This is a genomic window from Phreatobacter sp., from assembly GCF_030691135.1.
In the GTDB taxonomy this organism is placed as follows: domain Bacteria; phylum Pseudomonadota; class Alphaproteobacteria; order Rhizobiales; family Phreatobacteraceae; genus Phreatobacter.
The window spans coordinates 1-5915 of sequence record NZ_JAUYFA010000060.1; the positions used below are offsets into that span (position 1 = coordinate 1).

Consider the following 5915-nt stretch of genomic DNA (forward strand, 5'->3'; position numbering starts at 1 on the left):
CGGAGGAGGCCGCTGCGCCGCCGCGCGCCGCCCAGCTTGCCGCCGTCCAGCCCCCCATGCCCGTGCCGCCGCAGCCGATGCCGCGGCCGACGCCGCCTGCACCCGCCGCCGTTGCTGAACAGCAGGAAGATCCCGCCGCCAAGGAGGCCGAGCTCCAGGCCCAGCGGAAGCGCGAGGAGGACCAGCGCCGGCAAGAGCAGCAGCGTCAGGAGCAGGCGCGTCAGGAGCAGGCGCGCCGCCAGCAGGAACAGCGCGAACGCGAGCAGCGTGAAGCCCGCGAGCGCCAGGAGCGTGAACGCGTCGCCCGCGAAGCCCGCGAACGCCAGCAGCGGGAGGCCCGCGAGCGGGCCGAGCGCCAGCGCGTGGAACAGGCCAACGCGCGCCAGTTCGACGCCAATTCCATCGCCGCCCGGCTCGCCACCAGCCAGACCCAGGAGAACGACCGTCGGCAGGCCTCGCGTACCGAGGCGACGGGCGCCACCGCGCCCGCCCGTACGGCCTCGCTCGGCACCGCGACGGGTGCGGCCTCGCGCATCTCCGGCCGGGAGATCGACGCGATCCGCGCCTGGGCCGAGCGCTGCTGGGAAATTCCGATCGCCGCGCGCGAAGGCAACAGCCCCGCGGTGCGGCTGCGCGTCTCCTTCAATCCCGACGGGACCGTCACCGCGCGCCCCGAGGTGCAGAACCCGCGCGGCGATTCCAGTTTTCAGGTGCTGGCCAATTCCGCCGTGCGCGCCGTCATGCGCTGCTCTGCGGAAGGCGGCGTGCGCCTGCCGCGTGAGCGCTACGATACGTGGCGCGAAGTCGTCCTCAATTTCGATCCAAAGGAAATGATGCGCTGACGGACGAGTCGCGCCGGGTTGTCGTCATGCTCTCGACGAACCGCCCTGCTAGCGCCATCTGAAGGCCTCGAGAGACCTGATCATGACCCTGCTTCTGAACCGCCGCACCATCCTCTCCGCCGGCACGGCCATCGCCGGGACGAGCCTGTTCTCGCCCTGGTCGCTGGCGCAGGGTGCGCCGCCGGTCATCGACATCCGGCGTGGCCAGGTGCAGCCCTTCCCCATCGTCGTGCCGAACCTCGGCGGCGAGGGCGACATGGGCCGCAACATTTCCGGCGTGATCGAGAACAACCTGCGGCGCTCGGGCTTCTTCCGCATCATCGAGAAGCAGGCCTACGGCAATGCGACGCTCGACCCCGATCAGCCGCCGAACTTCGCCCAGTTCCGCCAGCTCGGGGCGGCGGCGATCGTCACCGGTCGTGCCGGCCGCGGCGCCGACGGGCGCTCGCGCGTCGAGTTCCGCCTGTGGGACGTCGCCCAGGGCGGCCAGCTCCACGGCCAGCAGTTCGCCACCCAGGAGGCCAACTGGCGGCGCATCGCCCATCTGGTCTCCGACCAAATTTTCGAGCGCGTCACCGGCGAGAAGGGCCATTTCGACACCCGCATCGTCTTCGTCGACGAAACCGGCCCGAAAGAGCGGCGCCAGAAGCGCCTCGCCATCATGGATCAGGACGGCGCCAATGTGCGCTATCTGACCCGCGGCGGCGATCTGGTGCTGACGCCGCGCTTCTCGCCGTCCAGCCAGGACATCACCTACATGGCCTATACCGGCGGCGAGCCGCGGGTCTATCTCCTCAACATCGAGACGGGCCAGCGCGAGCAGGTCGGCAACTTCCCCGGCATGACCTTCTCGCCGCGCTTCTCGCCGGACGGGCAGCGCATCGCCCTGTCGCTGCAGCAGGGCTCGGGATCCTCGCTCTATTCGCTCGACCTGCGTTCGCGCGCGGCCGTGCGCCTGACCGACGGCGCGGCCATCGACACCTCGCCCTCCTATTCCCCGGACGGCAGCCAGATCGTCTTCGAAAGCGACCGCGGTGGTGGCCAGCAGCTCTATGTGATGAGCGCCGGCGGCGGGGCGGCCAACCGCATCTCCTTCGGTCAGGGCCGCTATTCCACCCCGGTCTGGTCGCCGCGCGGCGACTTCATCGCCTTCACCCGGCAGGGTGGCGGCCAGTTCGCCATCGGCGTCATCAAGCCGGACGGCTCGGGCGAGCGCATCATCACCTCGGGTTTCCACAACGAGGGGCCGACCTTCTCGCCCAACGGCCTGTTCGTGATGTTCTTCCGCGAGCAGGGCGCCGGTCCGCGGCTGTTCCAGGCCGACATCTTCGCGCGCTCCGAGGTCGTCGTGCCGACCCCGAGCTTCGCCTCCGACCCGGCCTGGAGCCCGACGCTTCGCTGAGCCCGCTGAACCTCAGCGCGGCCGCGGCGGGAAGCGATAGAGCGGCTGGCCGAGCGGCGCCTGCGGCCACAGGACGCCGCCACACATCTGGTCGAGCGCCACGAGCAGGGTATGGACCCGCTGGCGCGCCTCGTCACCGGTGCCCATGGCCCTCAGGACATTGATCGCCGCCGCGTTGCGTCCGATCACATGCAGCAGTTCCGCCTCGACACCGCGATAGCTCTCGGATGCCGGTTCCCCCTTGCGGATGGCCTCCGCCGCATTGCGCCAGCCCGACCAGTCGAAAGACGACGACAGGAGCGGGGGACGGGACGGCGCCGGCTCGTCGCCCCGCGCGAAGCCGGCCAGGGAATTGCGGACGAGAGCGCGTTCGAGCGTTGCGAGCGCGGTCTCGCCAACGACCGTTTCGGTTGGCCCCGGGAAAGACGAGAAGAGCACGCGCGTCCGATCGATGCCGAGGATGCGGACTGTTCCGGCAAGTATGACGGCGCGGATCCGGTCCATGTCGGCGGCGGGATCGATCCGCCGCTCGCGGATGCCCGTGACCAGCGGGGCGGCCACTTCGGCGCCGAGACGATGCTCGCCGGTCTGGTTGACCGCGGTGGCGAGGATCATGGCACCGGGGGCGAGGCCGATCAGTTCGAGAACCGTGGCGAAATCTCCGGCTGTCTGCGGGCGCCCCCTGTCGATGAAAGCAACGGCGGTCTGCAGTTCCGCCGGGAGCGCATCGCGTTGGGGCCGCGTCATGCCGGGCATGAGGCTGCCGCGCCAGACCGGAGCGAAAAGGTCGGCGAGAGCCTGCGGATCGGCGGGAGAATGCGGGGACCGGCGCAGCGTCGCGAGCCAGGCGTCTATATCGCCACCGATTGCGGTCAGGTCGAGTGCGAGGCGCCAGAGGCCATGGGCCTCGGCGCGGGCGGCGACGCGGATCCGGGTACCGTGGTCGAGGTCTGACAGGGCGCGGGCGAGGGCGACCTGCAACTGCTGCATCGCCTGCGGCTGGGCCGAAGGCTCCGCGGCACGGCGCAAGATGTCGGCGAAGAGCCAGTCCTCGTCGCCGTCGACGACAAAGGCGCGCAACACCGACAGATCGGTGAGCGTCCGAAGGGCGGGCTGGGCGGAGGCTGCATAGGCGGTCCTGCGCTCCGCAGGCGGCAGGAGAGACAGGCGCAGTTCCGCGATGCGCTGTGGCGGTTTCGGCCGGGCCCCGAGGGCGTCGACCAGGCCGAGGGCAGCGCCCGGCGTGAGTTCGCCGTAACGGATCAGGAGATAGGCGGCGTCGTCGCTGAAGCGGTCACGCCAGAAGCGACGCTCGCTCTTCGGATCGACGAGCAGGGCGTCGGCGGCGGCGACGATGTCGGGCGTGAAGCGGCAGGTGCGCGGATCAGCGGCGACAGCCGGCCCGGCCATCGCGATAAACCCGACAAGTACGGACATGCGGGAGAAGCGCCTCATGACCGGGGTCCTCCGGACCGTGCCTGCGGGGTACCCTAGGCGCGCGGCCAAGGCCCATGCAAGGGGTTCTGTGGCGGCTCTGGACTTGCCTGCATATGCAGGTAACATCCCTGCATGAGCCTTCCGGCGCAGTTCCCGGCAATGAACCTGCCCTGCATCTGTTCCCGCGTCCGCCGCACGGCGAGGCGGGTGTCGCAGATCTACGACCGGCATCTCGAGCCCTATGGTCTCACCATCAGCCAGTTCGGTGTGCTCGCGCAGATCCGCATCGGCGGGTCGCCGTCCATCGGCGAACTCGCCGAGCGGATTGTGATGGACCCGACAACCCTCACCCGCAGCGTGCGGCCGCTGCGGCAGCGCGGCCTCGTCGTCCTTACGCCCGATGCGCGGGATCGGCGGACGCGCCGCCTGGCGCTGACGGAAGCCGGCCTCGTCGCCTTTCAGGTCGCGTTGCCGGGATGGGCGGCGGCACAGCACGAGGTCAGCCGTGCCCTCGGGGAGGACGCCAGCAAGATGCTGGTTTTACGTCTCGACGAGGCGCTCGTCCGGCTGTCGCCGCCGTGAGCCGCGATCCCGCCGTCTCCAACCCAGCAGGACCGGCCTTATGACAGTCACACCCGCGCCGGCCGGCAATCCGATCCTCACCGCGCCCATCGTCGCCACGATCCTCAGGCTGTCGACGCCCAACATGTTGGCGATGGTGGCGACCGCCGCCGTCGCTATCGCCGAGACCGCCTATGTGGGCCTTCTCGGCACGGCGGCCCTCGCCGGCATGGCCCTCGTCTTTCCCATGGTGATGCTGCAGCAGATGATGTCGGCCGGCGCCATGGGCGGCGGCGTGTCCTCGGCGGTCAGCCGGGCATTGGGGGCAGGGGACATCGCCCGCGCCCGTTCCCTCGCCTTCCATACGGTGCTGATCGCGCTCGCCGGCGGGCTCGGCATGAGCGCGCTGTTCCTGGCGATCGGCCCGGCGCTCTACCGCCTGCTCGGCGGACGCGGCGCCGCGCTGGAGGAGGCGCTGGTCTATTCCAACGTCATTTTCGCCGGGATCCTCGCCGTCTGGCTGTGCAACCTTCTGGCCTCCGTGGTGCGCGGCATGGGCAACATGGCGGTGCCCTCGTCTACCCTCCTCGCCGTCGCGGCCATCCAGATCGCGGTCGGCGGTGGCCTCGGCCTCGGCCTGGGTCCGCTGCCGCGGCTCGGCATGGTCGGCGTCGGGCTGGGCCAGGTGCTAGCCTACGGCCTCGGCGCGCTGTGGCTCCTGCGCTACCTGCGATCGGGCAAGGGGCGCTTCGTGCTGCCGCTTTCGGGCCTGCCGGTGCGCTTCGACCATGCCGCCGACATCCTCAGGGTCGGCACGGTGGCGATGCTCTCGTCGTTCCAGTCGGTCCTGACAGTGCTCATCCTCACCCGCCTGGTGGCGGAGTTCGGCGAGGAGGCGCTGGCCGGCTACGGCATCGGCTCGCGGCTGGAATTCCTGCTGATCCCGGTGACCTTCGCCGTCGGCGTCTCGTTGGTGCCGATGGTCGGGATGGCGATCGGGGCGGGCAATGCACCGCGTGCCCGTCGCGCCGCCTGGACCGGCGGTGCCATGGCCTTCGCGATCACCGGAGCCGTCGGCCTTGCCGCCTGGCTGATGCCGGAGGCCTGGGCCCGGTTGTTCACGAGCGATCCCGCCGTGATCGCCGCGGCCAGCTCCTATCTCGTGTGGGCCGGCCCTGGCTTCGGATTCTACGGTCTCGGTCTCTGCCTCTATTTCGCGGCGCAGGGGGCCGGCCGCGTCTTCGGGCCGATGATGGCGGGAACGGCGCGGCTCGCGGTGATCGCGGTCGGTGGGTGGTGGCTGGCCTCGACGGGTCAGCCGGCCTGGACCATGTTCGCGCTCGTCGGCTTCGCTATGGTCGTCTACGGCCTCGTCACCATGGCGGCGATCTGGTCGACCCGCTGGGGCCGTTGAGCCCCGGATCCGCGCGATGTGGCAATTCTGTCACAGGCACCGGGCGCCTGTCGTGGCGGGGCAAGCTTCTCGCCAGCGCCACCCGCCTGCCACAGTCTCGTCACGCTCCGCCGCGATGCGGGAGAGATGTCGCTGCCGGTTCCGGTGTGCGGTGTCGGCGGCCAGCTTCCATTAACGGATGGTTGACCATCCCGGCGATTGGTCGGGCGGCGAGGCGTTAAGGCCTCACCGCCCGACCAATTGCAAAAAAGAGCATCAA

5 protein-coding genes are annotated in these 5915 nt (G+C 70.4%); 4 read left to right on the top strand and 1 reads right to left on the bottom strand.

All coding sequences use genetic code 11. The features are described from left to right. Together Q8O26_RS10655 and tolB are read left to right on the top strand one after the other, a co-directional pair. Positions 1 to 842 (top strand): hypothetical protein (locus Q8O26_RS10655; RefSeq protein WP_305575495.1); only part of this gene is annotated, 842 nt, incomplete at its 5' end. Between the two features lie 82 nt (positions 843 to 924). After that, entirely contained in the window at positions 925 to 2244 is a 1320-nt protein-coding gene (gene tolB / locus Q8O26_RS10660; protein WP_305575496.1) for a Tol-Pal system beta propeller repeat protein TolB, read from the top strand. 12 nt (positions 2245 to 2256) lie between these two features. Here the strand turns inward: tolB and Q8O26_RS10665 are convergent, their stop codons facing one another. After that, positions 2257 to 3699 (bottom strand): hypothetical protein, encoded by a 1443-nt coding sequence (locus tag Q8O26_RS10665; RefSeq protein ID WP_305575497.1) that lies wholly within the window; start codon positions 3697 to 3699, stop codon positions 2257 to 2259. A gap of 114 nt (positions 3700 to 3813) precedes the next feature. On the opposite strand from Q8O26_RS10665, the gene Q8O26_RS10670 reads away from it, so the two are divergent. Together Q8O26_RS10670 and Q8O26_RS10675 are read left to right on the top strand one after the other, a co-directional pair. Next, complete coding sequence (locus Q8O26_RS10670) at positions 3814 to 4263, top strand: MarR family winged helix-turn-helix transcriptional regulator (protein WP_305575498.1); 450 nt, start codon at positions 3814 to 3816, stop codon at positions 4261 to 4263. A 40-nt stretch (positions 4264 to 4303) separates the two neighbouring features. After that, on the top strand, positions 4304 to 5656 hold the full coding sequence (locus tag Q8O26_RS10675) for an MATE family efflux transporter (RefSeq protein WP_305575499.1): 1353 nt from the start codon (positions 4304 to 4306) through the stop codon (positions 5654 to 5656). The last annotated feature ends 259 nt before the right edge of the window (positions 5657 to 5915 follow it).